14 protein-coding genes are annotated in these 14,819 nt (G+C 71.7%); 9 read left to right on the top strand and 5 right to left on the bottom strand.

Annotated features, from left to right (window positions below):
- Positions 1–132 precede the first annotated feature (132 nt).
- The 6 genes from miaB to FHS87_RS02350 all read left to right on the top strand — a co-directional run bounded on the left by miaB (position 133) and on the right by FHS87_RS02350 (position 6,340).
- Positions 133–1,554, top strand: a complete 1,422-nt coding sequence (miaB, locus tag FHS87_RS02375) for a tRNA (N6-isopentenyl adenosine(37)-C2)-methylthiotransferase MiaB (protein WP_184513500.1) — start codon at positions 133–135, stop codon at positions 1,552–1,554.
- Positions 1,555–1,697: 143 nt separating this feature from the next.
- A complete protein-coding gene (locus FHS87_RS02370) occupies positions 1,698–2,657 on the top strand; it encodes a PhoH family protein (protein WP_184513972.1) in 960 nt (319 codons plus the stop codon).
- Positions 2,658–2,664: 7 nt separating this feature from the next.
- Complete coding sequence (gene ybeY / locus FHS87_RS02365) at positions 2,665–3,198, top strand: rRNA maturation RNase YbeY (protein ID WP_312861855.1); 534 nt, start codon at positions 2,665–2,667, stop codon at positions 3,196–3,198.
- Positions 3,195–4,145, top strand: a complete 951-nt coding sequence (locus FHS87_RS02360) for a hemolysin family protein (RefSeq protein WP_184513496.1) — start codon at positions 3,195–3,197, stop codon at positions 4,143–4,145. The genes ybeY and FHS87_RS02360 overlap by 4 nt, the downstream gene beginning before the upstream one ends.
- Before the next feature lie 10 nt (positions 4,146–4,155).
- Positions 4,156–5,679 carry an apolipoprotein N-acyltransferase gene (gene lnt / locus FHS87_RS02355; RefSeq protein WP_312861854.1) on the top strand — a complete coding sequence of 508 codons (1,524 nt, stop codon included), beginning with the start codon at positions 4,156–4,158 and terminating at the stop codon, positions 5,677–5,679.
- A 205-nt stretch (positions 5,680–5,884) separates the two neighbouring features.
- Positions 5,885–6,340, top strand: coding sequence for a helix-turn-helix domain-containing protein (locus FHS87_RS02350; protein ID WP_184513494.1), 456 nt, complete (start codon positions 5,885–5,887; stop codon positions 6,338–6,340).
- Between the two features lie 41 nt (positions 6,341–6,381).
- On the opposite strand, the gene FHS87_RS02345 is transcribed toward FHS87_RS02350, so the two are convergent.
- Entirely contained in the window at positions 6,382–6,888 is a 507-nt protein-coding gene (locus tag FHS87_RS02345) for a DUF2244 domain-containing protein (RefSeq protein ID WP_184513492.1), read from the bottom strand.
- A gap of 137 nt (positions 6,889–7,025) precedes the next feature.
- On the opposite strand from FHS87_RS02345, the gene nth reads away from it, so the two are divergent.
- Complete coding sequence (gene nth / locus FHS87_RS02340) at positions 7,026–7,670, top strand: endonuclease III (RefSeq protein ID WP_184513970.1); 645 nt, start codon at positions 7,026–7,028, stop codon at positions 7,668–7,670.
- Positions 7,671–7,679: 9 nt separating this feature from the next.
- Here nth and FHS87_RS02335 read toward each other — a convergent pair whose 3' ends face one another.
- Together FHS87_RS02335 and FHS87_RS02330 are read right to left on the bottom strand one after the other, a co-directional pair.
- Entirely contained in the window at positions 7,680–8,621 is a 942-nt protein-coding gene (locus tag FHS87_RS02335; RefSeq protein ID WP_184513490.1) for an N-carbamoyl-D-amino-acid hydrolase, read from the bottom strand.
- Positions 8,622–8,769: 148 nt separating this feature from the next.
- Positions 8,770–10,095 carry a solute carrier family 23 protein gene (locus FHS87_RS02330; RefSeq protein ID WP_184513488.1) on the bottom strand — a complete coding sequence of 442 codons (1,326 nt, stop codon included), beginning with the start codon at positions 10,093–10,095 and terminating at the stop codon, positions 8,770–8,772.
- 208 nt (positions 10,096–10,303) lie between these two features.
- Between FHS87_RS02330 and FHS87_RS02325 the strand changes: the two genes are divergently transcribed.
- The gene (locus FHS87_RS02325) at positions 10,304–10,909 is read left to right on the top strand and encodes a class I SAM-dependent methyltransferase (RefSeq protein ID WP_184513486.1); all 606 of its coding nucleotides are present in this window, start codon (positions 10,304–10,306) and stop codon (positions 10,907–10,909) included.
- 31 nt (positions 10,910–10,940) lie between these two features.
- Here the strand turns inward: FHS87_RS02325 and FHS87_RS02320 are convergent, their stop codons facing one another.
- Positions 10,941–11,843 carry a hydroxymethylglutaryl-CoA lyase gene (locus FHS87_RS02320; RefSeq protein WP_184513484.1) on the bottom strand — a complete coding sequence of 301 codons (903 nt, stop codon included), beginning with the start codon at positions 11,841–11,843 and terminating at the stop codon, positions 10,941–10,943.
- Positions 11,840–13,081 carry a CaiB/BaiF CoA transferase family protein gene (locus FHS87_RS02315; protein WP_184513482.1) on the bottom strand — a complete coding sequence of 414 codons (1,242 nt, stop codon included), beginning with the start codon at positions 13,079–13,081 and terminating at the stop codon, positions 11,840–11,842. The genes FHS87_RS02320 and FHS87_RS02315 overlap by 4 nt, the downstream gene beginning before the upstream one ends.
- Before the next feature lie 424 nt (positions 13,082–13,505).
- On the opposite strand from FHS87_RS02315, the gene hemN reads away from it, so the two are divergent.
- On the top strand, positions 13,506–14,801 hold the full coding sequence (gene hemN, locus FHS87_RS02310; protein ID WP_312861853.1) for an oxygen-independent coproporphyrinogen III oxidase: 1,296 nt from the start codon (positions 13,506–13,508) through the stop codon (positions 14,799–14,801).
- Positions 14,802–14,819 lie beyond the last annotated feature (18 nt).

Below are 14,819 nucleotides of genomic sequence, written 5' to 3'. Positions count from 1 at the left end.
GGCCCCGCAACGCTCCCCCCATGGACGCGCCACTCACGCCGCGCCCGGGCTTTTCTTGACCTGGAAGGCCCAGCGCCGCACATCCCCCCGGCCCAGGACCCCCGGTTCTGGAACGAGAGGGTCTTTCTCCGCATGAGCAGCTCCACCGGCCCCATTCCGGCCGGTCCGGCCCCCGTAAAGGGGGCGGCCGCACCCGCCGGCAAATCCACCCGCAAGCTCCTGATCCGCACCTGGGGCTGCCAGATGAACGTCTATGACAGCGGGCGGATGGCCGACATCCTGGCCCCGCTGGGTTACGCGCCGACCGAGAGCGCGGAGGAGGCCGATATGGTCATCCTCAACACCTGCCACATCCGGGAGAAGGCGAGCGAGAAGGTCTTCTCCGATCTCGGCCGCCTGCGCGAGACGAAGAAGGCCCGCGCCGCCGAGGGACGCCAGACCGTGATCGCGGTGGCCGGCTGCGTCGCCCAGGCCGAGGGCGCGGAGATCACCGCGCGCGCGCCCTGGGTGGACATCGTGCTCGGCCCGCAGACCTATCACCGCCTGCCGGAGATGGTGGCGCGCGCCTCCCGCGCGGCGGGCGCGGTGATCGAGACGGACTTCCCGGCCGAGGACAAGTTCGACCACCTGCCCGAGGCCCGGGCATCCCAGGGCCCCGTCGCCTTCCTCACGATCCAGGAGGGCTGCGACAAGTTCTGCTCCTTCTGCGTGGTGCCCTACACCCGCGGGGCCGAGTTCTCCCGCCCGGCCGCGGCCATCATCGCGGAGGCGCGGCAGCTCGCGGCGGGCGGCGCGCGGGAGATCGCGCTGCTCGGGCAGAACGTGAATGCCTGGGAAGGAGAGTCGCCCGGCGGCAACAGCTGGCGCCTCGCGCGGTTGTTGCGGGAACTGGCCGAGATCCCCGGCGTTGCCCGTCTGCGCTACACGACGAGCCACCCGCGCGACATGGACGACGATCTCATCGCGGCCCACGGGGAGATCCCCGCCCTGATGCCCTACCTGCACCTTCCCGTGCAGAGCGGATCGGACGGGGTGCTGGCCGCGATGAACCGGGGGCACAAGGCGGATCTCTACCTCCGCCTCGCGGACCGGCTGCGCGAGGCCCGGCCGGACCTGGCGCTGACCTCCGACTTCATCGTGGGCCATCCCGGCGAGAGGGCGGCCGATTTCGAGGCGACGATGCGGCTGGTCGAGCGCGTCGGCTTCGCGGGCGCCTATTCCTTCAAGTACTCCGCCCGCCCGGGCACGCCGGCCGCCTCCATGGCGGGGCTCGTGCCGGAGGCGGAGAAGGACGCGCGCCTCCAGGCCCTCCAGGCCGTGCTGCGGGAGCAGCAGGACGCCTTCAACCGCGCCTGCGTCGGGCGCGTGGTGGATGTGCTCGTCACCGGCGCGGGGCGGCATCCCGGCCAGGTGGCGGGCCGCAGCCCGTGGCTCCAGCCGGTTCATGCAACCGGCGCAGCCCCGGTGGGCGCCGTGGTCTCGATGCAATTGCGGGCCGCGCTCCCCAATTCTCTCTCCGCAACCATGGCGCATGAGGAGTCCGCCGCCGCTTGACCCAGATCGCCGCCCCCGCCGGGGGGATCGCCCTCCGGCCCGAGCCCCGCTCGCCCGGTCTTCGTGACCTGGCCCGCCCCGGCTTCCCGCCGGACGCGCCGCGGACCGTGACCCTGAGCTTCGACGACAACGCGCTGTTGCCGATGCTCTACGGGGAGCACGACCGGCACCTCTCGCGCATCGAGCAGCGATTGGGTGTCCGGATCGCGTCCCGCGGCAACCGGGCGACGATCAGCGGCGGGGCCGAGGCGACGGGGCTGGCGGAATCGGTGCTGCGGTCGCTCTGGCAGCGAATCGAGAGAGGGGACGTGACGGGAATGGCCGAGGTCGAGGCGGCGCTTCGCATGGCGGACGGGCCCGCGGAGGACCCGCGGCTGCCGCTGGCCGACATGCCGGCGATCCGCACGCGCAAGGGCGCCATCGCCCCGCGCAGCCGGACGCAGGCGGGCTACATGGACATGCTCCAGAACCAGGAGATGGTCTTCGGCGTCGGGCCCGCGGGCACGGGCAAGACCTACCTGGCCGTGGCGCAGGGCGTCGCGCTGCTGATGGCGGGGCGCGTGGACCGGATCATCCTCTCCCGCCCCGCGGTCGAGGCCGGGGAGCGGCTGGGCTTCCTGCCCGGCGACATGAAGGAGAAGGTCGATCCCTATCTCCGCCCCCTCTACGACGCGCTGCACGACATGATGCCGGCCGACCAGGTGGCGCGCCGCCTCGTCTCGGGCGAGATCGAGATCGCGCCGCTGGCCTTCATGCGCGGCCGGACCCTCGCCCACGCCTTCGCCATCCTGGACGAGGCGCAGAACACCACGCCGGCCCAGATGAAGATGTTCCTCACCCGCATGGGCGAGGGCACGCGGATGGTGATCACGGGCGACCCCTCTCAGGTGGACCTGCCGCCGGGGCAGAAGTCCGGGCTGGTGGAGGCGCTCTCCATCCTCGACGGGGTGGACGGCATCGGCATCACGCGCTTCGGGGAGGCGGATGTGGTACGGCATCCCCTGGTCGGGCGGATCGTCTCGGCTTATGGCCGTGCGGAAGCGGAGGGGCGGATCAGCTCCTCCGACAGCCGCCCCGCCCCGCGCGGGAAATTCAGGGAGTAGGGAAGAGGTGGGCAGTCGCCCGCCCGGCGGTGAAGCCGCTGGGCCGATCTACGGAGCACCCGGCGAGGATGCCGGGTGCGGTTTCGACATCGAGGTGGTGCTGGAGGACCCCGCATGGCGGTCCGCCGTGCCCCGCGTGCAGGAGGTCGCGCGCCGCGCGGCCGCGGCCGCCTTCGCCGAGGGCGGGCCGGATGAGGACGGCATCGCTGCCGTCACCGTCCTGCTGACGGGCGATCACCAGGTGAAGCGCCTGAACGGCGATCACCGGGGCAAGGTGAAGCCCACCAACGTCCTCTCCTTCCCCCCGCTCCATCCCGGCCTGCCCGGGGACGTGGCGCTGGCGCTCGGCGTCGTCCGGCGTGAGGCGCGGGTGGCCGGGCGGAGCGTGATGGCGCATCTCTCCCATCTCGTCGCCCACGGCGTGCTGCACCTGCTGGGCCACGATCACCTGCATGCGGGCGAGGCGCGGCGTATGGAGAGGGCGGAGGCGCGGATCATGCGCCGGCTCGCCTTGCCCAATCCCTGGAGGGGCGTGGCATGAGCGATCGCCAGGCACCGGACCGCAACAGCCTGCTCTGGAAGTTCCAGGGCCTGCTCCGCCGGCGCGAGGCCGAGAGCGTGCGCGACCAGGTGGAGGCGCTGGTCGAGGGCGAGGAGGAGGGCGAGCCCACCGCCGACGCGCTGGACATGAACGAGCGCGTCATCCTCGGCAACGTGCTGAAGCTGCGGAACAAGACCGCGGTGGACGTGATGATCCCCCGCGCCGACATCATCGGCATGCCCTGCGACCTGACGCTGGACGAGGCGATCCGGCTGATCCAGCGCGAGGGCCACAGCCGCTTCCCCGTCTATAACGGCGATCTCGACGACATCCGCGGCATGATCCACATAAAGGACGTCTTCGCCGCGGTGGGGCAGGATGGCGAGCCCTTCTCGCTGGAGGCGGTGCTCCGCCCCCTCCTTTTCGTCGTGCCCCAGGTGCCCGTGCTGGACCTGCTGCTGCAGATGCGCGAGGGGCGCACGCATATGGCGCTCGTCGTCGACGAGTACGGCGGCATCGACGGGCTGGTGACGATCGAGGACCTCGTCGAGACGATCGTCGGCGACATCTCGGACGAGCACGACGAGGAGGTGCAGCCCCAGTTCACCGAGCGGCCGGATGGCAGCCTCGACCTCGACGCCCGCATGAAGGTCGAGGACTTCGAGGCCCGGATGGGCGAGGTGCTGACGACCGAGGAGCGCAACCAGGACATCGACACGGTGGGCGGGCTCGTCTTCACCCTGGCCGGGCGCGTGCCCGCGCGGGGGGAGCTGGTCTCGCACTCCACCGGGCTGGAGTTCCGGGTGCTGGAGAGCGATCCGCGCCGCATCCGGCGCATCAGGGTGCGCCGCCCGGCCGCGCCGGCGGGTGATCTCTCCGGCGGCGCCGCACCGGGCCTCGCGGGCCCGGACGGGACGGGGCAGGCCGCGTCGCGGGCGGCGGAGTAAGCAGAGAGCCGTGCAGCGATTGATCCGGCACTTGGAGTCGCGCGCCGGCTGGCGCGGGCTCGTCACGGCTTTCGGCCTGGGCGGGCTGGCCGCGCTGGCCATGCCGCCGCTCCATCTCATCCCCTTGCTGCTGCTCGCCCTGCCCGGCCTGCTCGTCCTGCTCGGCCGGGCGGAGGGGTGGAAGCGCGCGGCGCTGATCGGCTGGGCCTTCGGATGGGGACACCACACCGTCGGCCTCTACTGGATCACCTACTCCATCCTCACGGAGGCGGAGCGGCTCTGGTGGCTCGTCCCGCTCGCGGTGCCGCTGCTCGCCCTCTGGATGGGGATCTACAGCGCGATCCCGGCGGTGCTCGCCTGGCGCGCCCGGCCGGGCTGGCCGCGGGCGCTGGTGCTGGCGGGCGGCTGGGTACTGGCGGAATTCGTGCGCGGCTGGGCCTTCACGGGCTTCCCCTGGAACCTGCTCGGCTCGGTCTGGGCCTTCGCCGCCCTGCCCGTGCAGGCGGCCTCGGTGATCGGCGCGCACGGGCTCTCCCTCGTCACCGTGCTGCTGGCCTGCACGCCGCTGCTCGGGCGGCGGGCGATGGCGGGCGGGCTGGCGGCGATGCTGGCCTTCGCGGGCTTCGGCGCCGCGCGGCTCTGGCCGGCGGAACCCGAGCCGCTCCCGGTCACCCTCGTGCTCGTGCAGGGCAATGTGGCGCAGGAGGCGAAGTGGCGGGAGGAGACGCGCTGGCCGATCTTCCGCCGCTACCTCGAGCTGAGCCGCGAGGGGGCGGAGGCGGCGTTGCGGGAGGCGCCGGGCACGCGCCCCGTCATCATCTGGCCGGAGACGGCGAGTCCCTTCCTCCTGGCGGACGATCCCGAGGCGCGGCGGATCGCGGCCGCGGCCCTGCCGCCGGACGGACTGCTGCTGGCCGGCACGGTGCGCGCGGAATGGGGCCCGGACCGGCGGGCGAGCAAGCTGTTCAACAGCCTCGTCGCCCTGGGGCCGGACGCGGAGGTGGCCGCGCTCTACGACAAGTCCCATCTCGTGCCCTTCGGCGAGTACATGCCGCTCTCCGGCCTGCTGCCGATCCGGGTAATCCGGGGCGGGGTGGATTTCGGCGCGGGGCCGGGGCCGGTGGCGCTGCCCCTGCCCGGCCTGCCGCCGGCGGGACCGCTCATCTGCTACGAGGTGATCTTCCCCGGCGCGGTGGTCGGGGCGGAGCGGCCGGGCTGGCTGCTGAACATCACCAACGACGCCTGGTTCGGCATCTCCGCCGGCCCTTACCAGCACCTCGCCGCCGCCCGGCTGCGCGCGGTGGAGGAAGGGCTGCCCCTCGCCCGGGCCGCACAGACCGGCATTTCCGCAAGTTTTGACTCCCGCGGACGGGAGGCGGCCCGCCTCCCCCTAGGCGAAACCGGCGTTGCACTCTCGCCCTTGCCAAGAGCGGGAGAGCCCACAGCTTTCTCCCGCTTCGGTCTGATAGTTCCCGCGGCGCTCACCCTGCTGGCCCTTCTCGGCGGCCTTCTCGCCTCGCGCCGCCGGGGGTGACTTAGACCTTCATTCCTAAATTAACGTCAAACACAAGGTCGTGTCCATTTATTTAGAATTCTCGAAAGAGTTGACAAATCGTTAGGACGCCCCCAATCTTATTAAGGATTGCAGGGTTCTATGGGGTGTGTGGCTTTGCTGCTTGACCCATGGTGTGCAGGACGTGCGCCGCTCCCCTGCCTGGTCAGACGAAGGAATGGCGCCAATGTCGGGTGAGGAGGCGCTTGAGCGCAATGAAAAGGTTGAGCATCGGCCGAGCCCGATCGATGTTCATGTGGGCAGCCGCGTAAGGCTGCGCCGCACCTTATTGGGGATGAGCCAAGAGAAGCTTGGCGAAGCGCTGGGGCTTACCTTCCAGCAGGTTCAGAAATACGAGCGCGGTGTTAACCGGATCGGTGCGAGCCGGCTGTTTGACTTGGCGCGCGTCCTCGATGTTCCGATCGGGTTCTTCTTCGATGACATGCCCGACAGCATGGGCGGGGCCGCCTCCGGCTTCCGGTCGCGCCTGGCGGGCTTCGCCGAGACCCAGGAAGGTTTCGAGGACGATACACTTCATAAGCGCGAGACGCTCGAACTCGTCCGAGCTTACTACCGGATTACCGAGCCGGCGGTGCGCAAGAGGGTCTTCGACCTCATCAAGAGCCTCGCGCCGACCGAATAGTTTCCCAAATCCGGGGCAGCGCGGCCCCGGAATCCTTCCCCTCAGCCGCGGGTCTGCGGATTGTCGAAAACCGGGCTGCGGTAGCTGTGCAGGGCTCTCTCGAGGGCCTGTGCGAGGTCCGTTTTGTTCTCCTCACCGAGGAAGTGCCCGATCTCCGTCGAGCGCGCCCGCGCGGAGAGGCGCAGCTCGCTCACCCGCCCCGGTCGAGGGGTGAGGGTGACCCGGGCCCAGTAGGCCTCGAACTCCAGCGCCTGCTGCCGGCCACGGCGATCGGTGCGGTCCACGCGCAGGCGGCCGTCGGCCAGGGTGATCCGCTCCGCCATGCGGGAGGACCATCGGCGGTGCGCGCGCAGCAGCCCGAGCACGAGCAGCACCTCCCCGCCCATGAAGCCGGCCACCGGCCAGGCGCCGAGGGACCAGAACAGCGCCGTCAGCCCGGCCGAGCCGAGCGTCACCAGCCCGGCAACGACCCGCAGCCCCGTCTGGGTGCCGGACTGGTGCGGGGTGCTCAGGGCCTCGAAGAGGGGACGTTCCTGCGCGCTGCTCATTGGCGATAGATAGCGTGCCCGGGCGGACTTCCTACGGGAAGCGGTGAGGCGTTATGGGAAGTTCCGTGAGCCGCCCCCCGCGCATCCCGCCCCCTCCCCTCCACGGCACCGCCCGCCAGCCCCGCCGGGCGAGGCGGATGGCGGCGGCGCAGGCGGCGGGGTTCATCCGCGCGCTCGCCGAGGCGAATCCGGCGCCGCAGCCGGAGTTGGAGTACCGGGATCCCTTCACCCTGCTGGTCGCCGTCGTCCTCTCCGCCCAGACGACCGACATCGCGGTGAACAAGGCCACCGCCACCCTCTTCGAGGAGGCGCCCGACGCGGCCTCCATGGCGGCGCTCGGGGCGGAGGGCATCGCGCGCCACATCCGGCGGCTGGGGCTGTGGCAGGCGAAGGCGAAGAACGTGGCGGCGCTCGCCTCCCTGCTGCTGGAGCGCCATGGCGGCGAGGTGCCGCGGGAGCGCGAGGCGCTGGAGGCGCTGCCCGGCGTCGGGCGCAAGACCGCCAATGTCGTGCTGAACGTCGCCTTCGGCGAGAACGCCATGGCGGTGGACACCCATATCTTCCGCCTGGGCAACCGCACGGGGCTCGCGCCCGGCGACACGCCGCGGGCGGTGGAGGACGCGCTGGTGAAGCGCTGCCCGCCGGAGCTGCTGCGGGACGCGCATCACTGGCTGATTCTGCACGGGCGCTATGTCTGCAAGGCGCGGCGGCCGGAGTGCTGGCACTGCGTCGCGCGCGCCTTCTGCAACTATCCCGACAAGGTCTCCGGGCCGAGCGACTAAGGGCGCGTCTCAGGCGGGCGGCTCGGCGCCGACCTGCTCCACGATGCGGCGATAGTGCTCGGGCCGGCGATGGGCGGCGAAGTTGAACATCTTCTCCTTGCCCTGGCGGGTGAGGTCGAGGTCGCAATCGGCCACCAGCACCTCGTCCCCCAGTGTCCGCGCCTGGGCGACGATGACCCCGTTCGGGTCCACGATCACCGAGCCGCCGATGAGGCCCGACCCGTCCTCATTGCCCGCCTTGGCCACGCTCACCGCCCAGGTGGCGTTCATATAGGCGTTGGCCTGGGCCGCGAGGGTGGAGTGGAAGGTGCGGATCTCCTCGTTCTCGGTTGAACCGCCATTGGGGTCATAGGCCGCGGAGTTGTAGCCGACCACCATCAGCTCCACCCCTTGCAGGGCATAGACGCGCCAGGCCTCGGGCCAGCGGCGGTCGTTGCAGACGAGCATGCCCATGACCGGCGCGCCCCATTCCGCCGGGCCACGGAAGGCGGGGAAGCCGAGGTCGCCATACTCGAAGTAGCGCTTCTCCAACTGCTGGAAGCGGTCCCCCGCGCGGGGCTCGACGGAGCCGGGGAGGTGGACCTTGCGGTACTTCGCCAGGACCGAGCCGTCGGGCGCCACCGTGATAGCGCTGTTGTAGCGCCTGCCCTCCGGCGTGCGCTCGGCATAGCCGACATAGAAGCCCACCCCGAGTTCCCGCGCCCGGTCGAAGAGCGGCTGCACGGCGGGGTTGGGCATCGCCGCCTCGTAATAGGCGTCCAGCTCCGCCCCTTCGAGCAGCCAGCGCGGGAAGAAGGTGGTGAAGGCGAGCTCGGGGAAGACGACGAGTTCCGCCCCCTCCCCAGCCGCCCTCTCCAGCAGCGCGATCATGCGGGTGAGGACTGCCTGCCGGGAATCGGCGCGCTGGTTCGGGCCCATCTGGGCGGCGGCGAGGCGGAGAATGCGGGGCATGGTCATGGGTCCTGCGCGGGTCGGGCCCGTGGCGGAGGGCCCGGGGAAGCGCTGCTCGCGATCCCCCGGGGATCGCGACAGAGATCCCCGGGTCTGGCAATCCCTATGCCGTCAGGCACGGCCCGTACTCAGGCAAGCCCCGGGCGGGTCAGTGGATCCGCCCGCCATCCTCCCCCATGCCGTGCGCCACGCCCACCGGATCGCGCCGGCCGATACCCAGGAGCTGGTAGAGCGCGATGGCCGCGATGGTGGCCGTGCCGATGCCCGCGATGGAGAAGCCGCCGATGGAGACGGTGAAGTTGCCGGAGCCGAGCACGAGGGAGGCGCCCACCGTGAGCAGGTTGCGGGGGTCGGAGAAGTCCACGCGGTTATCCACCCAGAGGCGGATCATGGCGGCGGCGATGAGGCCGAACACCACCACCGCGAGCCCGCCGAGCACGGGGCCAGGGATGGTGCGGAGAAGGGCGCCGAACTTGGGCGAGAAGCCGAGCGCGATCGCGAAGACGGCGGCGACCACGAAGAGCAGGGTGGAGAAGACGCGGGTGACGGCCATGACGCCCATGTTCTCGACATAGGTCGTGACACCCGTGCCGCCGCCGGCGCCGGAGACCATGGTCGCGATGCCGTCCCCGATGAAGCCGCGGCCGATATAGGGGTCGAGGTCGCGCCCGGTCATGGCGCCGATGGCCTTGATGTGGCCGAGATTCTCCGCGACGAGGATGAAGGCGACGGGGGCGATGAGCGCCATGGCGCCGAACTCGAAACTCGGGCTGCGGAAGGCCGGCATGCCGAACCATGGGGCGGCGGAGAGCTCGGCGAAGGAGATGGGCGGCAGCAGGCCCATGACGTTGCCGATGACGAGGTAGAGAGCGTAGCCGCAGGCGATCCCCGCGAGGATGGAGACGCGGCGGATGGCGAGCGGGGCGTAGACCGCGATCATCGAGGTGGCGACCAGCGTCGCGAGCGCCACCAGCACATGCGGGCCGGTGCCCTCGATGCCCTTCACCGCCACGGGGGCGAGGTTGAGCCCGATGGCGGCGCCGACCGCGCCGGTGACGGCGGGCGGCATCAGCCGCTCGACCCAGTTCGAGCCGGTGAAGGTCACCAGCACGCCGATGAGAGCGTAGAGCGCACCGCAGGCGATGATGCCTCCCAGCGCCGGGCCGATATTCGGGTTCGGCCCGGTCCCGGCATAGCCGGTGACGGCGATGACCACGGCGATGAAGGAGAAGGAGGAGCCGAGATAGCTCGGCACCCGCCCGCCCACGAGAAGGAAGAAGATAAGCGTCCCGATGCCGGAGAAGAGGATGGCAAGGTTGGGATCGAAGCCCATCAGCAGCGGGCCGAGGATGGTGGAGCCGGACATGGCCACGAGGTGCTGCACGCCGAGCAGGGTGGTGGTGCCCCAGGGCAGCCGCTCATCGGGGGGGACGACGGGGCCGCGGGCAAGGGGCCAGCTGGGGAAGAGGGACATGCGGGTGTGGGTCCTCGGAAACCGGAAGGGTGACCCATGCTGTCCCAGACGGGGTTGCTCCCCAAGCGGCCGGGCGGCGGAATGCCACAGGTGATGCTCTGATGTGACGCCGTTCCGGTTCAGCAACGGCAAGATCACCTCGTCTTCCGCGGCAGCTACGAAGCGGGTGATGGTGCGTGGGATCTGCAACGCGAGGGACCGGCCGGGAATGGGTGACGTTCTCGACGGCTATGCGGCGGCGGCAAAGGGCCTGATCGCGCGCTTCGAGGTTCTGGTGCCGGGCGCCGCCTTCGCGCCCGTGCTCGACCTGCTGCCGGTGCGCCCGGTGCGCGTCGCGGATCTCGGGGCGGGGACGGGCCGCGACGCGGCCTGGTTCGCGCGGCAGGGGCATCGGGTGCTGGCGGTCGAACCCGTGAGGGAGCTTCGGGAAGCGGGCGAGGCCCTGCACCGCGAGAGCGGCCTGACCTGGCTGGACGACCGGCTTCCCGGCCTCGCGGAGACGCGGGAGCGTGGCCCCTTCGATCTCGTCACCCTCTGTGCCGTCTGGCAGCACCTGGACGAGGCGGCGCGCGAGGCCGCGCTGGCGAGCCTAGCGGCGGTCACGGCGCCGGGCGGGATGGTGGTGATGTCGCTCCGGCACGGGCCGGGCGCCGCCGGCCGGCCCGTCTTCGAGGCACCGCCAGAGGCGACGGTGGCGGCAGCCTCCCGGGCGGGGTTCAGGCTCTTGCGCCGGGCGGAGGCGGAGTCCCTCCAGGCCGGGAACCGGGCGAGCGGGGTGCGCTGGACCTGGCTCGCCCTCGAAAGGCGCTGCTAGGCCGGCACGGCCGCCCGGGGAGGGCCGCTCTCTACGCCGCGCGCCGCACGGCGGGTACGCCGCGCAGCCGCCCGCCGGGTGTCCCACCCGGAACCTGCGCGGCGAGGTCGGCGGCTTCGAGCAGCCTGTTCCAGTCGATCCCCGTCTCCACCCCCATGCGGCGGAAGAGCCAGGCCACGTCCTCGGTCGCGACATTGCCGGTGGCGCCGGGCGCGAAGGGGCAGCCGCCCAGCCCGCCGGAGGCGGAGTCGAAGATGCGGATGCCCGCATCCCAGGCCGCGGCGACGTTGGCGAGGCCCATGCCGTAGGTGTCGTGCCCGTGGAAGGCGAAGCGCTCGCCCCAGGAGCGGAGCGCCTGCTCGCAAATCCGCCGCACCTGGTCGGGCGCCGCGTTGCCGGTGGTGTCGGCCAGCGCGATCTCCATCGAGGGGTCGATGGCGGTCACGCGCTCGATCAGGTCGAGCGCCTCGGCATCCGGCACCACGCCCTCGAAGGGGCAGTGGAAGACGCAGGAGAGATTGAAGCGGACCAGCAGCCCGGCCGCCGTCGCCTCCCGCGCAATGGCGGAGAGGTCGGCGAAGGACTCCTCGCGCGTGCGGTTGAGGTTCGCCTTGTTGTGGCTCTCCGTCACCGACATGAAGAGGCCCAGGCGCTGGGCGCCCGAGTCCCGCGCCAGCTCGAAGCCCCGCCGGTTGGGGACGAGGACGGTGCATTCCAGCCCCGGCAGTTCCAGCGCGGCGCGCAGCACCTCGGCGGTGTCGGCCATCTGCGGCACGGCGCGCGGCGAGACGAAGGAGCCGATCTCCATGCGCCGGATGCCGGCGGCGTGGATGGCGCGGACGAGGGCGATCTTCGTCGCTGTCGGCACGAAGGGGCCGATGGATTGCAGCCCGTCGCGCGGGGCGACATCGCTGATGATGGCGGTGCCGGTCATAGGGTCTTCTCCTCTTCCCCCAGTAGCGTGCGGAAGACGTGGTCGTTGTGCTGGCCGATCGCGGGGCCGGGCCAGCGGATCATGTCGCGGGGAGCGATGCCCTCGAAGCGGAAGGGTGCGGCGGGATGCGGCACCTCGGCGCCCAGCAGCGGGTCCTGCACGGGGAGCATCATCTCGCGCGCCCTGAAATGCGGGTCCTCCACGCAGTCCCGCATGTCGTAGAGGCGGGAGCACGGGACCTGCACGGCCTCCAGCGCCTCCTGCGCGTCCTTGGCCGGCAGGGTGCGGGTCCAGGCGGCAATGGCGGCGTCCAGCTCGGCGGCATGGGCGCAGCGGCCGGAATTGCCCGCCATGCGGGGGTCGTCGGCCAGGTCCTGGCGGCCGATGCGGGTCATCAGGCGGCGGTAGATGAGGTCGGAATTGCCCGCCACCGCCAGCCACTTCCCGTCGGCGCAGGGATAGGTGTTGGTGGGCGCGGCGCTGGGAAGGGCGGCGCCCATGGGCTGGCGCACGCGGCCGAGCAGCCCGTATTCCGGCAGCATCCCCTCCATCAGCGAGAAGACGGAGGTGACGAGGTCGAGGTCGATCGTCGTCCCCTTGCCCTCCGGCCCTCGGTCACGCCCCCAGCAGGCGGAGACGAGGGACAGCGCGGCATACATGCCGGCGAGGTCGTCGCTGATGGAGACGCCGCAGCGCGGGGGCGGCAGCTCCGTCTGACCCGGATTGGCGGTGAGGTGCCGCAGGCCGCCGATCGCCTCGCCGATCGCGCCGAAGGCGGGCTTGTCGCGATAGGGCCCGTCCTGGCCGTAGCCGGAGACGCGGGCGATGACGAGGCGCGGGTTCTCCTCGCGCAGCACCTCCGGCCCGAGGCCGATCCGCTCGAGGTAGCCAGGGCGGAAGTTCTCCACGAGCGCGTCGGCGCGGGCACAGAGGGCGCGGACGCGGCGCCTCCCCTCCTCGCTCTTGAGGTCGAGCGTGACGGAGAGCTTGTTGCGGCCGTGGACGCTGAACCACACGGCCTGCCCGTTCAGCTTCGCGCCCCAGTCCCGGTGCGGGTCGCCCTCGGGCGGCTCCACCTTGATCACCTCGGCGCCGAGATCGGCCAGCAGGCGGGTGGCGAAGGGGGCGGCGATGTAGTGGCCGAGCTCCACGACCCGCAGGCCGGTGAGCGGCAGGCGCGGGTCTTCCGGCGGCGCGCCGGAAGCCTTGCTGCTATCCGGGCCGGTAGGGTCCGGCATGGGCGATCCTCCTGGATACGGCGCCGATGTTCCCTGGCAGGGCGGCTCTGGCAAGGGGGTGTCTTGCCCGAGGGGATGGGAAGAGGGCCCTCCAACGAGGGATGCTTACTGCGGCAAAACTGCAACAGGCATGCGCAGCGCATTCCGCAACCCAGAATTGTGTTGAAGCGGGCGATCACATCTGCGAGAAGGATCACGACGCCGTGATGATTGACGGTGTCGCTTTCTTGGACGTTTCCTCCCTAAACTCGGCGGCGGCCTCTGGTCGCCGCCCTTTTTTTGTGCGGGCCGCCCCGTTCCGGATCACACCGGTCGCTTGACCTGCGTCAAGGCTCCCCCATCGACCGGGCCCTATTCCGGGGCCATGACGCTCTCCACCGCAACCGCCCCTTCACGCGCACTCCTTGCCCTCGCCGAGGCGCGGGTGCCCCGTTACACGAGCTATCCCACCGCGGCCCAGTTCGGGCCGCTGGACGAGGCGACGCTGCGCGGCTGGCTGCGCGAGGGCGTGCGGCCCGGGATGCCCCTCTCCCTCTACCTGCACGTGCCCTTCTGCCGGGAGATGTGCTGGTACTGCGCCTGCCACACGAAGGCGACGCGCTCCGAGGCGCGGGTCGCGACCTTCGCCGATGCCCTGGAAGCAGAGGCCGCGCTGCTGGCGGCGGCGCTGCCCGGCCATGGCGGGGTGTCGCACCTGCATTTCGGCGGCGGCACGCCCTCCATCCTCGGGCCGGCGCGGATGAGGTCCGTCATGGCCTCGCTGCGCTCCCGCTTCGGCCTGCGCGCCGGGGCGGAGGTCGCGATCGAGCTGGACCCCCGCACCCTGGACGAGCCGATGGTCGAGACCCTCGCCTCGCTCGGCTTCACCCGCGCGAGCCTGGGCGTGCAGGACATCTCGCCCGAGGTGCAGGCCCGCATCGGCCGGATCCAGCCGGCGGAGATGGTGACGGTCGCGGCCGAGCGGCTGCGCGCCGCCGGCCTGGGCGGGCTGAACATCGACCTCATGTACGGCCTGCCCGGCCAGACGGTCGCCCATGTGGAGGCGAGCGCCCGCTTCGTCTCCTGGCTCGGCGCGGACCGTGTGGCCGTGTTCGGCTACGCCCATGTGGACTGGATGAAGCCGCACCAGAAGGCGATCGACGCCGCCGCCCTGCCGGGGGTGGAGGAGCGGATGGAGCAGGCCGAGGCCGCCGAGGCGGTGCTGGCCGCCGCGGGCTATGTCGCGCTGGGGCTGGACCATTTCGCCCGGCCGGAGGACCCGCTGGCGCGAGCCGCCGCCGCGGGAGGGCTCCGGCGGAACTTCCAGGGCTACACCACGGACGACGCGCCGGCGCTGATCGGCCTCGGCCCCTCGGCCATCGGCACTCTGCCGGGCGGCCACGCGCAGAACCTGCTGGACGAGCGGGCCTATGCGGCGGCCGTGGCGGAGGGCCGGCTGCCCGTGGCGCGCGGCGTGGCGCTCACCGAGGAGGACCGCTGGCGCGGCCGGGCGATCGAACGGCTGATGTGCGACTTCGCCCTCGACCTCGGCCTCGTTCCCCCCGGCGCGCTGCCGGCGGCGCTGGAGCGGATGGAGCCGCTGGTGGAGCAGGGCCTGGTCCGCGTCGGGGATGGGCGGGTGGAGGTGACCTCCATGGGCCGGCGCTTCGTGCGGCAGGTCGCGGCCTGCTTCGACGCCTATCTCGCCCCGGCTGCCCGACGGCACTCCTCGGCCGTCTAGAGCAAACCCCGAACGGGC

This window comes from Muricoccus pecuniae, assembly GCF_014199205.1.
Classification (GTDB): Bacteria; Pseudomonadota; Alphaproteobacteria; order Acetobacterales; family Acetobacteraceae; genus Roseomonas; species Roseomonas pecuniae.
The sequence above is the reverse complement of the archived record's forward strand: the minus strand, read 5'-3'. Positions and strand labels throughout refer to the sequence as shown.

Excerpts from the sequence above, each read along its gene's own strand:
- miaB (WP_184513500.1), top strand. The coding sequence starts at position 133 with ATGAGCAGCTCCACCGGCCCCATTCCGGCCGGTCCGGCCCCCGTAAAG.
- FHS87_RS02370 (WP_184513972.1), top strand. The coding sequence starts at position 1,698 with ATGCTCTACGGGGAGCACGACCGGCACCTCTCGCGCATCGAGCAGCGA.
- FHS87_RS02360 (WP_184513496.1), top strand. The coding sequence starts at position 3,195 with ATGAGCGATCGCCAGGCACCGGACCGCAACAGCCTGCTCTGGAAGTTC.
- FHS87_RS02350 (WP_184513494.1), top strand. The coding sequence starts at position 5,885 with ATGTCGGGTGAGGAGGCGCTTGAGCGCAATGAAAAGGTTGAGCATCGG.
- FHS87_RS02345 (WP_184513492.1), bottom strand. The coding sequence starts at position 6,888 with ATGAGCAGCGCGCAGGAACGTCCCCTCTTCGAGGCCCTGAGCACCCCG.
- nth (WP_184513970.1), top strand. The coding sequence starts at position 7,026 with ATGGCGGCGGCGCAGGCGGCGGGGTTCATCCGCGCGCTCGCCGAGGCG.
- FHS87_RS02335 (WP_184513490.1), bottom strand. The coding sequence starts at position 8,621 with ATGCCCCGCATTCTCCGCCTCGCCGCCGCCCAGATGGGCCCGAACCAG.
- FHS87_RS02330 (WP_184513488.1), bottom strand. The coding sequence starts at position 10,095 with ATGTCCCTCTTCCCCAGCTGGCCCCTTGCCCGCGGCCCCGTCGTCCCC.
- FHS87_RS02325 (WP_184513486.1), top strand. The coding sequence starts at position 10,304 with ATGGGTGACGTTCTCGACGGCTATGCGGCGGCGGCAAAGGGCCTGATC.
- FHS87_RS02320 (WP_184513484.1), bottom strand. The coding sequence starts at position 11,843 with ATGACCGGCACCGCCATCATCAGCGATGTCGCCCCGCGCGACGGGCTG.
- FHS87_RS02315 (WP_184513482.1), bottom strand. The coding sequence starts at position 13,081 with ATGCCGGACCCTACCGGCCCGGATAGCAGCAAGGCTTCCGGCGCGCCG.